At 41.7% G+C, this 18731-nt stretch carries 11 protein-coding genes; 6 read left to right on the forward strand and 5 right to left on the reverse strand.

The window, feature by feature from the left end:
- Nucleotides 1-61: 61 nt before the first annotated feature.
- From IYN84_RS15870 to IYN84_RS15885, 4 genes are all read left to right on the forward strand, one after another.
- Nucleotides 62-1555 carry a tryptophan halogenase family protein gene (locus IYN84_RS15870; protein WP_196140237.1) on the forward strand — a complete coding sequence of 498 codons (1494 nt, stop codon included), beginning with the start codon at nucleotides 62-64 and terminating at the stop codon, nucleotides 1553-1555.
- A gap of 124 nt (nucleotides 1556-1679) precedes the next feature.
- Nucleotides 1680-3587 (forward strand): glycoside hydrolase family 13 protein, encoded by a 1908-nt coding sequence (locus tag IYN84_RS15875; protein ID WP_196140238.1) that lies wholly within the window; start codon nucleotides 1680-1682, stop codon nucleotides 3585-3587.
- Nucleotides 3587-6016, forward strand: coding sequence for a TIM-barrel domain-containing protein (locus IYN84_RS15880; RefSeq protein WP_196140239.1), 2430 nt, complete (start codon nucleotides 3587-3589; stop codon nucleotides 6014-6016). Before IYN84_RS15875 ends, IYN84_RS15880 begins: the two co-directional genes overlap by 1 nt.
- Before the next feature lie 14 nt (nucleotides 6017-6030).
- Entirely contained in the window at nucleotides 6031-7965 is a 1935-nt protein-coding gene (locus IYN84_RS15885) for an alpha-amylase family protein (RefSeq protein WP_196140240.1), read from the forward strand.
- Between the two features lie 107 nt (nucleotides 7966-8072).
- Here IYN84_RS15885 and IYN84_RS15890 read toward each other — a convergent pair whose 3' ends face one another.
- From IYN84_RS15890 to IYN84_RS15910, 5 genes are all read right to left on the reverse strand, one after another.
- The gene (locus IYN84_RS15890) at nucleotides 8073-10253 is read right to left on the reverse strand and encodes a bifunctional diguanylate cyclase/phosphodiesterase (protein WP_196140241.1); all 2181 of its coding nucleotides are present in this window, start codon (nucleotides 10251-10253) and stop codon (nucleotides 8073-8075) included.
- A complete protein-coding gene (locus IYN84_RS15895) occupies nucleotides 10253-10768 on the reverse strand; it encodes a Rab family GTPase (RefSeq protein WP_371734936.1) in 516 nt (171 codons plus the stop codon). Before IYN84_RS15895 ends, IYN84_RS15890 begins: the two co-directional genes overlap by 1 nt.
- Entirely contained in the window at nucleotides 10765-12528 is a 1764-nt protein-coding gene (locus tag IYN84_RS15900; RefSeq protein ID WP_196140242.1) for an OmpA family protein, read from the reverse strand. Before IYN84_RS15900 ends, IYN84_RS15895 begins: the two co-directional genes overlap by 4 nt.
- 3 nt (nucleotides 12529-12531) lie before the next feature.
- Entirely contained in the window at nucleotides 12532-13080 is a 549-nt protein-coding gene (locus IYN84_RS15905; protein WP_196140243.1) for a hypothetical protein, read from the reverse strand.
- Nucleotides 13081-13487: 407 nt separating this feature from the next.
- Entirely contained in the window at nucleotides 13488-15110 is a 1623-nt protein-coding gene (locus IYN84_RS15910) for an alpha-glucosidase (protein ID WP_196140244.1), read from the reverse strand.
- 317 nt (nucleotides 15111-15427) lie between these two features.
- On the opposite strand from IYN84_RS15910, the gene IYN84_RS15915 reads away from it, so the two are divergent.
- Together IYN84_RS15915 and IYN84_RS15920 are read left to right on the forward strand one after the other, a co-directional pair.
- On the forward strand, nucleotides 15428-16921 hold the full coding sequence (locus IYN84_RS15915) for an MFS transporter (protein ID WP_196140245.1): 1494 nt from the start codon (nucleotides 15428-15430) through the stop codon (nucleotides 16919-16921).
- Nucleotides 16911-18680 carry an alpha-amylase family glycosyl hydrolase gene (locus IYN84_RS15920; RefSeq protein WP_210330589.1) on the forward strand — a complete coding sequence of 590 codons (1770 nt, stop codon included), beginning with the start codon at nucleotides 16911-16913 and terminating at the stop codon, nucleotides 18678-18680. Before IYN84_RS15915 ends, IYN84_RS15920 begins: the two co-directional genes overlap by 11 nt.
- Nucleotides 18681-18731 lie beyond the last annotated feature (51 nt).

Below are 18731 nucleotides of genomic sequence, written 5' to 3' on the forward strand. Positions count from 1 at the left end.
TTCTTTTGGGGAAAGAATTATTCGAAAACTTTAGATCTTTGGAAATTGAGAGGAACGGTCAATGCGCAGTCAAGCGATTAAAAAAGTGGTCATTGTTGGCGGCGGAACGGCCGGCTGGATAACGGCATCGTTACTCGCCAAAGTTCTGGGTAAAGTCATTGATATCACTCTGATAGAGTCCAGTAAAATAGGAACTATCGGGGTTGGTGAAGCAACTATTCCGCCGATCATTGCCTTTAATAATGCGTTAGGTATCAATGAAAAAGAATTTATCCGTGCGACTCAGGCGACAATTAAACTCGGGATTCAGTTTGAGAATTGGGGACGCATGGGCGATAGCTATATGCACGCTTTTGGCGATATCGGGAAAAATTTTCCTTTTTGTGAGTTTCATCATTTTTGGGTCAAGACTCGACGGATGGGGATGCAATCGGATTTCTGGGATTTTTCTCTGAATTTCCAGGCCGCGAAGCAGAATAAATTTCAGGCGATCGCTGGAATTAAGGGAACCAACCTTCCGGGAATACAGTACGCCTATCATTTTGATGCCTCTCTGTATGCAAAATTTTTAAGCGAATATTCCAGGTCGTCGGGAGTAGAGCTAATCGATGGCATTGTCGAAAAAGTTAATCTTAATTCTGAAGATGGCTTCGTCGATTCGATCCAGGTCGATAGCGGCGAAACGATTGCAGGTGATCTTTTTATCGATTGTACCGGATTAAAATCGCTACTAATTGAACAAACATTGAATACCGGGTTTGATGATTGGTCACACTGGTTGCCATGTAATCGCGCAGTCGCCGTTCAAAGCGAAAATGGTAAATTTCTTAGTCCCTATACTCGTTCTATTGCTCACGAAGCGGGTTGGCAATGGCAAATCCCCTTGCAACACCGTACTGGCAACGGATTGGTTTTTTCGGATATGCATTTAAGTGACGAGCAGGCGATTGAAAAATTGCTCGCTAATATTGAGGGACAAACGCTTACTGATCCCAAAGTGATCCCTTATCGAACCGGAAAGCGACGTAAACAATGGAATCGCAATGTAATCGCTATCGGACTATCGGCCGGATTTTTTGAACCGTTGGAATCGACCAATATTCACTTGATCCAGACCGCTGCGATTCGCTTGTTAAAGCTATTTCCTCATAACGGGATTACAGAGAGTGAAGTAACTGAATATAACCAACAAACGCAGTCTGAATATGAGCGTATTCGTGATTTTGTGATACTCCATTATAAACAAACCGAAAGAAACGATTCCGATTTTTGGCGGCAGTGTCACCGAATGGATGTACCGGAAAGCTTGTCGCAACGGATGGCTTTGTTTAAATCAACCGGCAAGGTATTTCGAACCCAGGACGAACTCTTTACCGAAGTCGCATGGAAGCAGGTGTTAATCGGTCAGGGGGCAATACCGGAAGACTATCATCCCATGGCGGATACATTGAGCGAACAACAACTAAAAGATTTGTTATCAAGCTTGAAAACCCTTATCGGACGTACGGTTGAAGCAATGCCTACGCATGAGAGTTTTCTGGATAGTCTTCAATAATTCTGTTAGCTGCTAATATTAACTTTTGAATACGTATGCATTGCATACCCAAATTTTCAAAAGATGCTTATGATTTAATTCGAGAACGAAAAATAATCAAAATAACAAGCAAAGCTGGATCTAAATGAATCGAAATCAACATTATTTAAAACGCCTGTTCGTAGAAGGCCTTGTTATACCAAATATCTGGCTTTGGGTATTGCTTTTTAGCCTGAGCGCCGCAGCCGAATCGCAATCAAATAATGTCATCAAAGTTGAGCCGCCTTTCTGGTGGTCGGCAATGAAAGCCTCCAACGTGCAATTAATGCTGAGCGGGAAAAATGTCTCCCGATTTAATCCTGAAATACTTTCCAACAGGATTAAGCTGGTTTCGACCGAAAAAACGGACAATCCTGACTATTTTTTTCTCAACCTCGAACTGAAAGATACGCCTCCGGGTCTCTACAAAATAGAGTTGACAGATGGAAGTCAGAAGCAATGGATCGAATACGAACTAAAGGCGCGAAAAGATGAGAGTGAGCGACGTCAGGGATTTAGCGCGCGAGATGTCATTTATCTGGTTACACCGGATCGTTTTGCCAATGGTGATGTAACCAACGATACCATTGATACTATTGATGAAAAGATTGAAAGGAGTAATCCCGGAGCGCGGCACGGCGGTGATATTCTGGGAATCATTCAACATCTTGACTATATCAAAGACATGGGGTTTACCAAGCTTTGGGTAAATCCTGTATTGGAAAACAACCGTGCCGACTATTCATATCACGGATACGGTATTACCGATCTCTATAAAGTCGATCCCCGTTTTGGTTCTATAGACGACTATCTCGCTTTGGCTAAAAAAGCGAAACAAAAAGGAATTGGTTTAATCAAAGATCTGGTACCCAATCATATTGGCTTAAATCATTCCTGGATGAAAAATCTGCCTGCTAATGACTGGGTTAACTACGGCAAGGAATTTAAGCCGACTAATCACAGGCGTGAAGCCTTGCACGATCCCCATGCCGCAATTGAAGATAAAGAAAAGTTTGTCAGAGGCTGGTTTGTTCCGACCATGCCTGATTTGAATCAGGTTAACCCGCTGGTAAGCCGATATCTGATACAAAATGCTATCTGGTGGGTGGAATACGCTGACTTATCAGGATTGAGAATCGATACCTTTCCTTATTCCGATAAGAATTTCCTCAGCGACTTCACTGGTGCGATTTTAAGTGAGTATCCTCATCTTTCAATTGTTGGTGAGGAGTGGAGTTTGAATCCATCACTAATCGCCTACTGGCAAAAGGGTACGCGGCGTCATGACGATTATCAATCGAGTCTTACTTCGGTGATGGACTTTCCACTGCAGGACGCCCTAGTAAAAGCGCTGACTGAAAATGAATCATGGAAAGATGGACTACGTCGCCTCTATGGAAGTCTGGCTTCTGATTTTGTTTATCCTGCACCGATGGACATTATGGTATTTGCCGACAATCACGATATGAGTCGAATACACACTCAATTGGGACACGACGTCGAGCTGACTAAAATGGCGATGACTTTTATTCTGACGACGCGTGGAATACCACAGTTTTTTTACGGTAGCGAAATATTGATGTCGAATCCGGGTACCGATGCCCACGGTGTAATCCGTAGCGATTTTCCCGGTGGATGGGATGGTGACAGTGTTAATGCCTTTAGCGGTGAAAATCTGACCAAAGAGCAGTCAGAGTTTCAGGCATTTATCAAAAATCTTTTGAACTGGCGCAAACAGTCAAAAGCGATCACATTGGGTAAGCTTACCCATTTTGCCCCTGAAAATGGTGTCTATACCTATTTTCGATATTATCAAAACGAGATCGTGATGGTAGTCCTCAATAAAAATGAGCAGCCGATAGAAGTTTATAGTGAAGACTATGCTTCGGTTTTATCAAAAGCACTGTCCAAAATAAATAGCGGTACTAATGTTTTGAGCAAAGTGAAAGTTAAGCTCAATCAACCGATTAAGGTTAAAGCTAAAAGTTCTCTGGTAGTGGAGATTAAATTTTAATGGATAAGGTTTTTCGGTTAGTCGGCCTTTTAGCGACTTTATTGATATTAAGCGCGTGCAGCGGACTCGTCGTTGAAACGCCTGGCGTTAGCTTTGATCAGCAGAGGAATCAGCTCACCTTAAAGCACGCGGGGCAAACGGTTGTTTTTAGCGCACCGGATAGCTACACCATCGAAGTTAATTATCCTGAGCTGGACTTTAAAGGATTCCCTTCTTTTGCTAAAAAAGAGTCGAGTCAAAACGTTCGTGCAAATTATCGGATAGAGCAGGAATCACTGACTTTTAAAACTGAAGAAATCACAGTGAAATACCGATTTGCCGATGGAGTGATTAGTTTTTACCGGGGCGGTGAGCTATTAAGTCAGCAAATGTCTGTGATAAAAGAGCAGGAAAAAATCGGGTTTGAATTTAGTTTGGTTGCAGATGAAAAGTTGATTGGCGGTGGACAGCGTGTACTCGGGCAGAGTGAGCAGGGCATGAACCGTCGAGGATATCGTATACCTCTTTATAATCGCGCCCACTACGGTTATGAAACTCATTCAGAGCAAATGTATTTCAGTCTTCCTGCGATTATTTCCGACAAAAAGTACATGATTACTTTCGACAACGCTGCGTCCGGTTTTCTGGATATGGGGAAAACTAAAAGAGACAGTCTCGTATTTGAAGCCAAAGGTGGACGAGCGGCTTATCTGTTTACATTGGCAAACAGCTATCCAGAGCTAATCAGAAATTATACTCACGTTTCGGGAAGACAACCTATGCCGCCCCGTTGGGCGCTGGGAAATTATGCGTCTCGATTTGGTTATCGGAACCAGAAAGAAGTGCTTGAAACTATCGAACGCTTTATCGCTATGGATATCCCTCTTGATGTATTAATTCTCGATCTTTATTGGTTTGGACCGGATATCAAAGGTCACATGGGAAATCTTGACTGGGATAAAGAAGCGTTCCCTGAGCCGGAAAAAATGATTGCGGAATTAAAGGAAAAAGGCGTCAAAACAATTCCAATTACGGAACCCTTTGTTTTATCCAGCTCAAAACGCTGGCAGGAAGCGGTTGAAAACCAGGTGTTGGCGAAAAACGAAGAAGGTGAACCTTATCGTTTCGATTTTTATTTTGGCAATACCGGGCTAGTTGATGTTTTCGATGGACAATCCCAGCAATGGTTTTGGCAAAAGTATGAAAGTTTATTCAAGCAAGGGATTGCAGGAACATGGGGGGACCTGGGGGAGCCGGAAGTACACCCCGACGATATTCTTCACCATCTTTCCAGGTTAAACATAATTGCAAGAGGCGATGAGCTACACAATGCTTATGGACACCAGTGGGCCAAAATGGTTTTTGAGAATCAGCGCAAACTAGATCCTGAAGTCCGTCCATTTATTATGATGCGTTCGGGATTTGCCGGTTCGCAGCGTTACGGGATGATACCCTGGACAGGTGATGTGAATCGAAGCTGGGGAGGTTTGAAGCCTCAGGTTGAATTGAGTCTACAGATGGGAATGCTTGGAATGGCTTACAATCATTCCGATCTGGGCGGTTTTGCCGGAGGAGAGGCTTTTGATAAAGAGCTTTATATTCGCTGGCTTGAGTATGGCGTTTTTCAACCCGTTTTTCGTCCCCATGCTCAGGAGCATATAGCGCCGGAACCCATTTTTCACGATAAAGAAACTCGGGATATTGTGCGAGATTATATCAAGTTACGTTATCAACTGTTGCCCTATCTCTACACAATGGTTTATGACAATGCGACCTCGGGTTTACCATTGATGCGTCCGCTATCTTTTCTGGATGAAACAAGCGATAACTATTTTAATAACATTTCAAGCTATTTATGGGGTGATGCATTTTTAATCGCCCCGATAGTCAATCCCGGACTGGATAAAAAATCGGTCAATCTGCCGGAAGGTGTCTGGTTTAATTTTTGGAGTGAACAGAAGATCGAAGGTGGACGCAAAGTTGATATTCCTGTTTCCATCGAACAAATTCCGGTTTTGGTTAAGGCCGGGGCTTTTGTTCCTATGGTCGATGCGGTTCAAAGTACCAAAGATTACTCAAGCAAAAGACTTTACCTGCATTATTTTGCCGACAAGTCGGTAAACACAAGTCAGGGAAAAATGTTTGAAGACGATGGCGAAAGCTTTAACTCATTAAAAAACGGCGAATTCGAACTTCTTCATTTTACAGCGTATCATCAGGAGGGAAAGCTGGATTTTTCATTCGAGCGTGAAACCCAGGGCTATCGCGGAATGCCCGAAACTCGAAAGGTAAATCTGGTTGTTCATGGTGTCGAGAAAATGCCTGCCAAAATCATGGTCGATGGCAAAGTTGTCGAACCGGGAATAATCGAGTTCAACAAGAAAAAACGTCAAGTCAGTATCCCTGTAGATTGGAATCATTCGCTAACTTCAATTGTGATCGAAAAATAGGCCGTTTTAATAAAATGAAAATAAATAATAAACATCCGGGCAGTTCGGCTCTGTTAATTCTTTTCTCATTGGGATTATCGTCTTGCGTCGATTTTTCAGAAAGAGCAAACCACACAGAACAAAGAGCGATTCAAAGCTCGGCGGCCAGTTCGCATCAGCAAAACACGGCACACAAGAAAGTTATTTATCAGGTATTTACTCGTTTATTCGGTAATCGAAATACAACCAATAAACCCTGGGGAACGATCGAAGAAAACGGCGTCGGTAAATTCAACGACTTTACCGATGAAGCTCTCAAAGCGATTAAGGGGTATGGGACTACTCATATCTGGTATACCGGCGTACCCCATCATGCCTTGGTTGGAGATTACACTCAGTATGGTATTAGCAACGACGATCCCGATGTGGTGAAAGGGCGTGCAGGCTCTCCTTATGCGGTTAAAGATTATTACAACGTGAATCCCGACCTGGCCGTTGATCCCCGTAATCGTCTTCAGGAGTTTCAATATTTAATCGAAAGAACTCATAATCATGGAATGAAAGTAATTATTGATATTGTACCTAATCATGTAGCTAGAAATTACCACTCGAATAGCAGACCTGAAGGTGTTAATGATTTTGGGGCTAGCGATGATACCAGTGTAGCTTACAAGCGAGATAACAATTTTTACTATATTGTTGGTGAAGATTTTAAAGTACCTGAAGCGATTAATGGCTATCGTCCCCTGAATGGAGAAGCGCACCCTTTGGTCGACGGGATATTTAAGGAGAGTCCGGCTAAATGGACCGGCAATGGTTCAAGAAAATCACAGCCTTCAGCCGATGACTGGTATGAAACTGTTAAAATCAACTATGGTGTTAAGCCGGACGGTAGCTATGATTTTGAACGGTTACCCGACTCACTCAAAAATGCAGGTTTCCAAGCGCATTATCGTTTTTGGTTGAATAAAAATGTACCGGATTCCTGGAAAAAGTTCAGGGATATTGTTCTCTATTGGACTGAAAAGGGTGTAGACGGGTTTCGCTATGACATGGCAGAAATGGTGCCAGTTGAGTTTTGGAGCTACCTGAATTCCTCAATCAAGATGAAAAATTCTCAGGCTTTTCTCCTCGCGGAAGTCTATAACCCTGAAATCTATAGAGACTTTTTACAACTAGGACTAATGGACTCTCTGTATGACAAGGTGGATTTCTATGACACAATGAAATTGGTAATGCAGGGGAGAGCGCCTACTTCCCGACTAACATCGATAGTTGAAAAGTTTCAGGATATTGATTCCGGACTTCTTCATTTTCTAGAGAATCACGATGAACAACGAATCGCCAGTTCTGGTTTTGTTGGTGATGCAAGAATGGGGAAACCTGCTATGGTGGTATCCAGTCTTATTGGGAAGGGAGCAACCTTAATTTATTTTGCTCAAGCACTGGGAGAAGAGGCAAAAAAAGATGCAGGCTTTGGAAAGTCTACCCGAACTACTATTTTTGACTATTGGGGATTGGAAAAATTAAAGCGCTGGGAAAGTGGGGGGAGCTATAGCGGTGAACAACTGAAAGCAAATGAGCGAGAACTGAGTGAATTTTATAAAAAACTGTTGGCTTTCTCCTCGTCGTCTGATGCGATCATGGGGCACTACCAGGATCTGCATAGGTCCAACTTATCGCAAAAAGGCTACAACGAGAAGCTCTTCTCTTTTGCTCGTTGGAGTGAAGGAAGAGCGGTAATTGTGGTAAGCAATTTTTCTTCAGGAACTAGTCAGAACTTTGAGTTAAAAATTCCGGCCTCCTTAATAACTGAGTGGAAATTGCATGAAAAGGAATATTTTTTAACTAACTTATTTGACGGGAACAAGCAAAGGCTAATGATTAAACAGAACGAAGGGGGGATCAGCCTTTCCTTGAAACCATTGGAATCTATGGTCCTGCAACTTTCCCTGTCAGATTCGCTGTGATCCTAATTCAGATTATTCTTTTATAAGGAAAAGTGAAATAGTAGCCTCTTGCTGCTTTTCGTATTAATAGAAATTGAAAGAAATAGCTTTGCAGTATAATCACAGTTTTATTGTTTCGGTTGTAGCGACTGATACAGGGAGATTAACTCTTCACTGCTAAGTGGCGCATAGAATAAGTAACCCTGAACAAAGTCACAGCCCAGGTTTCTAAGATATTCTAGCTGCTCTTTTGTTTCTATGCCTTCTGCAACGACTTCTATCGAGAGTTGATGGGACATAGCTATGATCGATTCAACTATCGTACAGCCATGCCTGTTAAAGGGAAGCTCACTGATAAAACTTCGATCAATTTTGAGAATATCAATAGGCAGCTGTTTAATGTAATTTAAGGAAGAATAACCTGTACCAAAGTCATCCAAAGCAAGAGTGACGCCTAAACCTTTAAGAAGTTCAAGTTGCTTGATTACCTGTTCAAGGTCATCGAGGAAAACACTTTCCGTAACTTCCAGTTCAAGTTGCGACGGATCAACCTTGTAATATTCAAGAGCTGCCTTCACTTCATCAATGATACTTGAGTATTTAAATTGTTTAGGTGAAACGTTAATAGAAATTTTGGCAGAATAACCCTTTTTATTTAATGACTTGATTTCTTTGCAGGCAGTTTCGAGCACCCAGCGTCCAATATCGATAATTATTCCAGACTCTTCGGCAATGGAAATAAAGTCGGCAGGAGTAATTGTTCCATGGTTGGGATGATGCCAACGAATTAAAGCTTCTATTCTGTGCTGCCCCTGTTTTTCCAGACTTATCTGTGGTTGATACAAGAGCTTAAATTCATTGTTCGATAAGGCACTTTTTAAACCTTGTTCTATATGAATCTTTCGTTTTATATGTCGCTTGCTATAAGGGCTTGAAAATTGAAACTGATTTCGACCCATTTCCTTTGCATGATACATAGCATAGTCCGCGTTTTTTACCAATAAGTTAGGCTTTAAGCCATGTTGCGGATAGATAGCAATGCCGATACTGGTACTGACATTTAATGTAAAATCACCAAATGAAATATCTCTATAGATATTCTCTCTGATTCTTTGGGCTATTTTGGACAGACTTTGCTGATCAACAATATTTTTAATTACAACCGCAAACTCATCTCCACCAAGGTGTGCTATAAAATCCTGTTTTTTTAAACATTGCTTAAGACGATTTGCGACCGCATTGAGTAAAAAATCTGCCTGTTCTGGCCCCAAATCATCATTGACCTGTTTGAAATGGTCTAAATCAAGATAAAGCAGGGCCAGGCTCGTACCTGTTTCCTGACTTTTGTCAATTTGTTCTGTCAGGTAGTTCCAGAAACTCCGACGGTTGGGGAGGTGAGTATTTGGATCAATTTGCGTTAACAGTTCAATCTCTTTTGCTGACAATTTTATATTACTAATATCATTGGCCACACAAATATAGTGTTCAAGCTCATTATTTTGGTCGAATACCGGTGCTATCATAAGCCGAACCCACTTCTTCCGATGATTATTGTCAAATGTCTCGAACTCTCCCTCCCAATGCTGACCACTTTGCAGCACACGATGGATTTCTGGATATTGACGTTCGGCTTCTTCACTCCATTTCTTGAGTAGTGACTTTTCGGAAAGTCTGGTTTCTTCTGACATTGCATAGATATCAATCAACGCCTTGTTAAATACTTCAACGCTACCATCATGTCGGCAAATTAGAACCGCCGTCGATTCATTTTCAATGTCATCGTCGACGCCGTCAAATGAGTTGTCTTTTTTATATAGTTTTTCCAGTTGTTGCTGCAGTTGTCTTTGATGAAGCTGTATCGAAGACTCCAGTCTTTCGTTTTTTAACGCTAGATTTCTGGCATTCTGATATACCTTACGTCTGAGTTCAAAATGTGAAGTTTCATTGGCTATTAACAATAGAGAGTGATTACCTATTTTCATTGCAATAGCTTCCAAATTTAGTTCGTAAAGGTCGTCGAGACACTCTGACCATAAGCCCGAACGGAGAGGCTGCTGATTGGAACATTGCCAAATGTTTTTTGCGTCATAGATAAAATTCTCAATGAAGGGAAACGCCTCCGAAAGTAGATACTCTGACGATTTATGTTGATGATCTATGTTCAAAAGGTAGAGTTCATCGAACCAGTTTGGGGGAGTGCTGATTGGTATCAATTTGCCTTCAATATATTCGAATGCTGCAATATCTAGCTGGAGTAGTATCCCTGCCAACAGTTCTTTCTCAGTATTGTCTCCTGGATTGATAGTCATTATTTATCAACTACCTCTGGAGGACATATTAACTCGGTCAAGTGCTGGAATGCCTCTTCCACATTTTCACCGGTTTTTGCACTGGTAAAGAAAATACTGTCTTTATCAATATTTAGAGAGTCAGTCAAAGCCGCGGGCATTGCCCACTCTTGTTCTAAGTCGTGTTTGTTAAAAAGTACGACAATCCGGTAATCTGATATTGTATTCTCGATAAGGGAAATCAGTTCTTTGGCGGTATCCAGAGTTGCAGGGCGAGTCCCATCTATGACAAGGATAATGCCGCTTGCTCCGCGAAGATAGGAAGCATTTAAATCGGTAAATATATCAACCCCTTCAATATCCCAGAGAATAAGCTGTACCGAGTTTTCGTGAAGCTCAACCTGACGTTTATCTATCTTTACTCCGATTGTTGTATGGTACTTCTCGCTAAAGATACTATCAACAAAACGTCTAACCAGACTTGTTTTGCCAACCGCAAATGCGCCAACCATGCATATTTTTTTTGATAGCCTCACAACAACTCCGGTTTGTCGTGGAATAGTACCTGGATATTTACTCTTCGTTGATGTTCTAAAGAAACAGAGGGTAAATCTCTATCGCCCAGAGCCCAGATAACGATAATTTCAGAACGAATGCCATTGGCTTCGAGCATTTCTGCAACCAATGACGCGCGATCTCTGCTAAGCTTTAGGTTTGCTTCATCTGTTCCATTTTTGTCTGCTAGTCCCATAACCGTGATTTGACTAATTGAATATGGTGACAGCTGTTCGAGCTTTTGAAGTTCTTTTAAGTTGCTTGCCAATTCCGAAATCGTTTCGCTGCTTTCTTGGGCAATCTGTTGTGTACCTACATCAAAGTATATTTGAGACTGGTGAACCTTGTTGACTAAGTTTAAAAAATTCTGGCCATAGTCTACTGTGAGAACTTTCTCCTGAGCGACTGTTAGCTGACTTTCATTGATATTGGTGAATATACTCTTAACAATGGGGTCTTCTTCCAGCTGTTGTATTTTTCTTTTTGATAACTCACCTTTGGCGATAAGTTCATAGCCCGACTGTTCTTTACTTGTATCAAAATCAATTCCATACTTCTCGCTAAGAAATGATAGAAAAATATTGGGTTCCAAACGTGGTAAATTTGTTTCTTTAATTGTTAGATTGATTCCTCTAATGTTTTTTATCGACTCAAAGTCTTTCGATGGTTTTGCTTCTGGTGTTTTTAATACATTGATGAATAAGTCGTTGCTTTCTAACTTGTAATTAAGCACCTGATAACCAGGAGCCTTACTAAATTCTTCTATGATTCTTTCGGCTTTTTGATTTGTAACACTTGATTGATAGTAGGACATAACACCGTAAATACTAATAGTCGCTAACAGAGCTATTGCAAACCAGGGGGACGATGAAGTAGATTCTTTCTGTTTCTCTATTAGTGCATCTTCCAGAAAAGGCCTTGCTTCTTCAAGTTCATTTTCGTTACCTGAGAAACTTCTTAATTCTTGATAGAACTGGGAATGAATTTGCTCACATAGTTCCTGAATTCTTTCATTGATATCCTGATGAACACTTCCTCTAATTGCAAAAGCGACTGCAGCATATGGACCAGACTCAATCAATAGATTGAATTCTCCTACCTGGATGGCGTTGAGAGTTTCTGATTGTGACTCTTGTTCAAATGAGTCGCCAATAAAATCTGTAATAGCTGTCAACATGGCTGAGATCAGCTCTGGGTCTTTGACCGGAATATTTTCTGCTGAACAAGACGTAAGGAGTAGTCCGGTTTCTCGATGAATTAGAAAGACCTGCTCGACTCGATATTGAATGTTTTGAATAAATGCATATTGCCCGTAAGGCATTCCAAGACGCCACGCCTTGTAGCGCCAAACTATTGCTTGAGCGGAAAAACCCTGCTTTAACAGGTGGTTCAAAGAATGAACCATCTCGGTCAATGCATTGGCGACTGACTTCCTTACTGCAGGTCCGATGATAGGGTAAATAATGTCAGCAAATTTTGAACGACTGTTTCTAATCGAGAGGTCGATAGATGACTCGATCATAGGTGATAACTTCTCGATCAGAGAGTTATCATTTTGATTTCTTTTCTCGAATGCTTCAGTCAGATTTTCAGCGATTCTGTCAATATCATCCTGTTTTAGTCGCTCTTTTAATATGTTCTCATATTCACTGCCGAGTAATAAGGAACGCAGCTCTTGGTAGCTTCCTGCATTATCTGGTTCAGGAGGCGTATCAGTTTTTACTGCATTGCTTCCAATCATTGTCTATTCCTTACTATCATTCAAATTATTGGCCATACTTTCGAGTAAACATGCCAGGGTCTTACGGTCTGCCTTATTGGAGCTGAGCTCTTTGGATGTCTGGTCGATTTTTTTGGTCAGCTTTTTTACTTCCTTTTCTAAAGAGTTATATATTTGCTTGGCAACTTCATCAAGTTCATGATGGGTCTCTTTTAAATCTTTTTGAGTGTGATTTTTGAATTCTTTAAAGCGACTGTTAAAGTCAATGATTTTTTGCTCCAGCTTATCTTCTTGAGCAAGATGTTCGCTATTGTGAACATTTAAAGACTGGTTGATTTCTTTTGTCGCTGAACGGATCTCTTTTTCTATTTTTTGTGATGTTGACTTTATTAGTTTTTCTAAAGAATTCAAACGGTCATTGAAAAAGTCATAATGTTCTTTTATTTTCGCATCTAGTCTTTCAACTTCTTCGCCAAATAAGAGGTTTCGAATCGATGAAAGCTTTTCTTTTTCGTCTGCGACTCCTTTTACTACATTTACGCTTGTGATTTTTGCCTGTGTTTTAGTGCCCATTTTTCTTCCTTTCCACTCTATCTTGATATGATGCTACTCCAAAAACCTGAGTCATATTTATCGGCGAAAAATTGTCGGCGATTATTTTGGAAGTACTAATGACTCAAGGGATAAATATCTCATTAGATATAGTATAAGAAGGGTTTTGGGGCGGGTTAAATAAAAAACCAATAGGATACTAAAGATATTTAAAAATAGACTTTTTATAATTGTTTGGTTATTAACAGCCTGTATTATCACTATAAACGTGCTAAAGTTTTTATTCCTTTTTTCATGCAGATTAATTTGCAAGCTGCAAAATCTCCATAAGAGATTTTCGGGTCGAATTTTGAATCCGATGTATAAACACCAGGCTACCAACCGTTATCGAAAAAAAGAGGCGCTGCCTAAAAGCCGACGATTGTAGATTACAAACATCGAGCAAATAGGCAACCGTAAGCGGGAAGAGAGATGTCGTTTCCGCTTACTACGCCTGAGGATAAACCATGACCTTCCAGTACCGATAACTGAGGTAATTCTGTTACCTTAACTGACTGGCTTTCCGGAGAAAGGTTTAGCACGACAACCAGCTTACTGTCGTTAAATTGACGATAGTAAGCCAGAACTGGTTCGGGGGTATCAATGAAATTGATGCTCCCCTGAATAAGCTCAGGAAAATCTTTTCTCCATTTAAGAAAGTTCCTGAAGCTATTTAATACAGACTCGGAATTTTGTTCCTGGATATCAACTGCTTTTTCTCTGTGTGACTCTGGAATTGGTAACCAGGGAGTAGCGGCGCTAAATCCAGCGTTAGGTGATTCTTTATGCCATGGCATAGGAGTTCGGCAACCATCCCTTCCTTTAAAGGTCGGCCAGAAAGTAATGCCGTAAGGATCCTGCAACTGATCATATTCTAACTCAACTTCTTCCAAACCTAGTTCTTCACCCTGATAGGTGCAAACGCTACCGCGTAAGGTAAACAATAATGCACTGAATAACTTTGCTTTTTCTGCGATTGCATAATCATTTCCCCAGCGGGAAACAACTCGCTTAACATCATGATTGCTAATTGCCCAGCAAGGCCAGCCTTCGGTCACTTTTGTTTCGAGAGACTCTACGGTTTTTCGAATATAACTAGCGGAGTTATCGTCGGTTAACAATTCGAAACTATAACCCATGTGTAATCGGTTATCGCCTTCAGTGTATTCAGCCATCGTAGCCAGTGAATCTTCAGATGATATCTCTCCGAGTGCAGCCGAGTCCGGATAACGATCAAGCAGCGCTCTTAGCTCTTCAATAAATGCCAGATTTTCCGGGCGAGTATTATTGTAGTAGTGATATTGATAAGCGTAAGGGTTGTCTTCACTAAAGCCTCGCCCTTGTCTTTTCTCTGGTGGTTTAGCCGGGTTGTCGCGTAAGGCCAGGTCGTGAAAGCAGAAATTGATAGCATCCAGTCTAAAACCGTCAACTCCGCGTTTTAACCAGAACTCGATATTGTCTAACGCAGCTTGTTTTACATCTGAATTATGAAAGTTTAAATCAGGTTGACTGGTCAAAAAGTTGTGTAAATAGTATTGTTGACGACGAGGTTCCCATTGCCAGGCACAACCACCAAAAATGGATTGCCAGTTGTTTGGTGCGGATCCATCTTCTTTTGGATCTGCCCAAACATACCAGTCTGCCTTAGGGTTGTGTTTATTTTCGCGACTTTCCAGAAACCATGCGTGCTGGTCTGATGTATGACTGAGAACTTGATCGATAATGACTTTGATACCTAGTTTATGCGCTTTTTCAACCAGTGAGTCAAAGTCGTCAAGGTTTCCAAAAAGCGGATCAATATCGCGATAGTCACTAATATCATAACCAAAATCTTTCATTGGTGATTTGAAGAATGGAGAAATCCAGATAGCATCGACACCAAGACTGGCAATGTAGTCCAGGCGCTGGATAATACCGGGCAAATCTCCGATGCCATCTCCGTTACTATCCATTAAGCTACGAGGATAGATTTGGTAAATAACAGCACCTTGCCACCAATTCTTTTGATCCATTGAAAACCTATTATCGAATGTTGTGTTAATTCATTTATTCTGTATTTTTTCAGCATACTTGAAATTCAAACCCGGGTTCAAACACCTGCATACGTATGCATAGAAAAAAGGTGACAATTCACTCGATTTTGACCAGCTTTTTAGGATAAAAAGGGAGGGTGAGAGAGCGCATCGATATATAAATAATGCTTGTTACTCTATTTGAGTTAATCTAGAGAGATGAAATCAACGCGAAAGAATTTATTGATCATAAAGGTGCCATGCTAATCATTGAGAAGTGATATCAATTATAATGAATACACGTAGGAAATAACGCGATGAAGCAAACTAGTCAACCTCGATTATCTTTTTGGCAAGTATGGAACGTCAGTTTTGGATTTTTAGGAGTCCAATTTGGATTTGCACTACAAAATGCCAATGCCAGCCGTATTCTTTCCGACTTGGGCGCTGATTTGCACTCTTTATCCTACTTCTGGATCGTTGCACCACTTATGGGGCTTATCGTTCAGCCAATTGTGGGCGCTGCTTCAGATCGAACCTGGAATCGTTTTGGGCGCAGAAATCCCTATATTCTGTTTGGCGCAATTGCCGCAGCAGTGGGAATGGGTTTTATGCCTAATGCATCTATTGCTGTGGCAATTATGGCCCCTATGCTATTCGGTGGTCTCATGCTGGCCATTATGGATGGTGCTTTTAACGTTACCATGCAGCCTTTCCGCGCGCTGGTTTCTGATATGGTGCCTGCTGAACAGCGAAATCTTGGCTATTCTATTCAGTCTCTTCTTATTAATATTGGCGCCGTCATGGGATCAATCCTTCCATTTTTATTGACTAACGTAATCGGCCTCGAAAATACCGCTAGAGCTGGAGAAGTTGCTCCATCCGTGATATGGGCTTTCTATCTTGGCGCTTCGGTTTTATTTATTTCGGTTTTGTGGACAGTTTTTCGAACCAAAGAATATTCGCCGAAAGACTACAATGCCTACAAAGGAATTGATGAAAGTTCGCTGCAACAGGAGCAGGCTGAAAACAAGTCGCTGTCACAGAGAATCCATGGCTTTTTCGAGCTACTCAAATCGATGCCTAAAACTATGAAACAATTAGCCGTAGTACAGTTTTTTAGTTGGTTCGCATTATTTATTATGTGGGTTTATACCACGCCTGCGATTACCCAGCACATGTGGGGCGTCGATCCCAAATGGTTTGACCCTCATTATCTGGCTTCAGTCGGAGACATTCCGGAGCATATTGCACTGGCTAAAGGCGCCGCGGGCGATTGGGTTGGAATCATCTTCGCCGCCTACTCTTTGTTTGCCGCAATTTTTTCAATCTTCTTGTCAAAAATCGCAGACCGTATCGGCAGAAAATTAACCTACTCTATTTCGCTGTTGTTAGGCGGTTTAAGTTATATGAGTTTCCTGTTATTTCAGGACTCACAGCTTGTCACTGTCAATCTGCTCATAACCCAGGTCGAAGTGCCAACAGGCGCGCTGGAATTATTGCTGCCTATGGCGGGGATCGGTATTGCCTGGGCGGCGATTCTGGCGATGCCCTATGCGATTTTATCCGAGTCTTTGCCGGCGCAAAAAACGGGCGTTTACATGGGGATTTTCAACTTCACCATTGCAGCACCGCAAATTGTTTCGGCGCTTTTAGCTGGGCCAATGCTCGCCAATTTGTTTGATAACTATGCGATTTATATTATTGTCCTGGCAGGCGTATTTATGGTGCTCGGTTCTATCAGTGTTTACTTTGTTACCGACCATGAAGAAGAAGCGCTAAGCGCGGCTGATCTTGCTAATGCCGGTTAGTCAAATGTTGCGTCCATCTCCAGAAAAAGTCAGCAGATTTGTTTGGGTCAGAGCGGCTAGCATTGCTTGCACGCTAGTATCTATGACCTTGGGTATGACAGCTTGTGTTCATCAAAAAACGTCCAAAGCTGAGCTACCTTCCTATTATGGTACCCTCGAACCCATGGCGAGTGACGCGGTTTATTTTTTGATGACCGATCGCTTTGTCAATGGAGACAAAAGCAATGACTTTGTAGAGCAGGGAGGAAAGTATCCGACCTATCGCCGCGAGTTAAAAGGCCCCAAAGGGCAATCAGCGTTTGTCGGCTACATGGGCGGTGATTTTAAGGGAATTTTGCAGAGCGCTGCATATATTGCTGATATGGGGTTTGGCGCTATCTGGCTGACACCTATTGTTGACCAGCCTGATGAAGCATTTTCCGGCGGTGAACCCATTGATTTTGGCGGCGCTTTTAAAGATGGCGGAAAAACTGGTTATCATGGCTACTGGGGCGTTAACTTTTTTAAGGTTGATGAACATCTGCCTTCGCCTGATTTATCTTTTGCGCAGCTAACCCGGAAACTCAAAAATGAGCATGGTATTAAAACCGTTCTCGATATCGTGCTCAATCATGGCTCTCCTGCGTTTAGCATGCCGGAGCAAAGAGATCGTTTCGGTAAAGTGCTTGATAAAGACGGCAAGCTGGTCGCCGACCACCAAAATATCAAGCCTGAAATGCTTGATGCTAACAATCCGCTGCATCAGTTTTTTAATCAGAAGCCGGACATATTACAGCTTGCCGATTTCAATCCAGAAAGCGAGAGAGTTCTCGACTATTTTGTGGAGGCTTATCTACATTGGATTGAACAGGGAGCCGATGCTTTTCGTATCGATACCATAAAACATATGCCGCATGAATTTTGGAAAAAGTTTACAGATCGAATTAGGGCCGTTCATCCGAAGTTTTTTATGTTCGCTGAAAGTTATTCTTTTGAACCGGAATTTATCGCGCAGCATACATTAGTGGAAAATGGGGCTGTTAGTGTACTGGATTTCCCTGGGCGAAAAGCGCTGTTAAAAGTTTTTGGCAATCTAGAGTCAGATTTCGATATCGCTGCCGCAGGATTTGAGTATTTGCAAGACTATCTGTTTCTCGAAGGTGCGCCTTATCAGAATCCCTATAACTTGATGACTTTTTATGACAACCACGATATGTCGAGAATGGCAGCGAATGAAGATGGGTTTATTGATGCGCATAACTGGTTGTTTACTTCTCGTGGTATTCCTGTGATTTATTATGGTTCAGAAATTGGCTTTATGGCTGGAGCAAAAGAACATGCTGGAAATCGTAATTATTTTGGCAACAAAGGTATTGCGAAGGCTCGATCGAATAGAATTTTCATGAATCTGAAGCGTATTGCCACACTTCGAAAATCATTAGTTGCTTTGCAACGAGGACTACAGGTTAACCTGTTTTTAGAAGGTGAACGAGCCGCGTTTTTAAGAGTTTATCAACATAGTGGTGAAGCACAAACAGCCTTGGTTTTGTTGAATAAATCCGATAGAGCCCAATCGTTTGAAGTTGATTCATTATTAAGTCATGGACTCTGGAAAAGCCTGGTTGACCATTCATTGATTAGTGTGGATTCCGGCGGCTCCATTCAAAGAGATGTCGAAGCACATAGTTTCGATATTCTTGTTTTTGAGCAAGCCGTCAATAATGACTCGCTGAAAAAAATATTGACTCGTCGTATGCTCGAAGGGCAAAACACTGATTAGTTAATGAAATCGTCTGTCAGTGCCGCTTATTGGATCTCTGCCCTCAGCCCT

Source organism: Aliikangiella sp. G2MR2-5, from assembly GCF_015687155.1.
In the GTDB taxonomy this organism is placed as follows: domain Bacteria; phylum Pseudomonadota; class Gammaproteobacteria; order Enterobacterales; family Kangiellaceae; genus Aliikangiella.